The sequence below is a fragment of the Streptomyces sp. ICN903 genome (assembly GCF_022015835.1).
Taxonomy (GTDB): Bacteria; Actinomycetota; Actinomycetes; order Streptomycetales; family Streptomycetaceae; genus Streptomyces; species Streptomyces fenghuangensis.
Map to the genome: position 1 here is coordinate 1 of NZ_JAKMAY010000596.1, position 1,023 is coordinate 1,023.

General features: G+C 73.9%; 2 protein-coding genes. One reads left to right on the forward strand and one right to left on the reverse strand.

Annotated elements, in window-relative coordinates; translation table 11 throughout:
- Positions 1 to 283: hypothetical protein (locus tag L7D48_RS29035; RefSeq protein ID WP_374494218.1), on the forward strand; the 283-nt coding region annotated here is incomplete at its 5' end.
- A gap of 57 nt (positions 284 to 340) precedes the next feature.
- Here L7D48_RS29035 and L7D48_RS29040 read toward each other — a convergent pair.
- On the reverse strand, positions 341 to 844 hold the full coding sequence (locus L7D48_RS29040) for a hemerythrin domain-containing protein (protein ID WP_237884114.1): 504 nt from the start codon (positions 842 to 844) through the stop codon (positions 341 to 343).
- Between the last annotated feature and the right edge of the window lie 179 nt (positions 845 to 1,023).

The window sequence follows — 1,023 nt, forward strand, 5'->3', positions numbered from 1 at the left end:
CCCCGGCACCCCGGGCGCCCCCGATACGGAGGAAAGACTCCAAGAGGCCCTGGAGGCCCTGGCGGGAGGCATCCACGCGGCCCCCGACGCCTACCGCACCGCCCGCGGCGGCTGGCTGCGCAGGGAGCGCAGACGCCGGCTGGTCCTGGCGGTCCTGGTGACCGTCGTGTTCGTGCTCGCCACCCTGATCGGCCTGTGGGTACTCAACCAGGCGCCCACCGGGCGCGGAACGGTCTTCGGCGACGGCCACGGCGGGGGGCGGCCGGCCGCGGCCGGCCGGTGAGAGGGCGCGGGCCGGCCCGTCCGCCCGTACCCTCCCCGTGCCTCTGGCGCCGGCCGGTCAGCCGCCGCTGGAGGCCACGATCCCGCGGACGTTCTCCACGCTTCCGCAGCCGGCGTCCAGGTGCTCGGCACGCGCCTTCGCGAAGGCTTCCCCGAGCTGGGCGCGCCGGCTGTCGGCGACGTTCTCACGGGCGTCGTTGAGCAGGGTGCGCTCCTCCTCGTCCGCGTGGTGGTTGACGGCGGTGACGAGCGCCTCCAGCTTCTCGTCCCACTCCTTCGAGGAGGTGTCCTCCACCTCCAGCAGGGCGAGCAGCGCCTCGTTGGCCTCGCCGTGCTCGTGCACGCTGTGCTCGACATCGTCGTCGTCGACGTTCTTGTAGCGCCGCAGGGCCGGGTAGACCTTCTCCTCCTCGGCCAGCGAGTGGGCGACCAGCAGGCCGGCGAACTCGCCCAGCGCGGCGGCACGGTCGGCCTCTGCGTTGCGCATCGTGCGGAAGAGGTCCTCCATCCTGCGGTGGTCGCGCAGGATCAGCTCGACGACGTCGGACTCGGCGGACGGCATGTGGACTCCTCGGGGGACACGGAACGGACAGGACGGTGAAGAGGTCGACCGGTACGCCGGATACCCCGCCGCCCCGGCCGGACACCCCTGCCGTGCATTTCCGTGATCAACCGGTTCCCCCGCCGCGGCGGGGGAACCGGTACCGCCGCCCCGGCGGGCCGAAGACCGCCGCCTGGCCC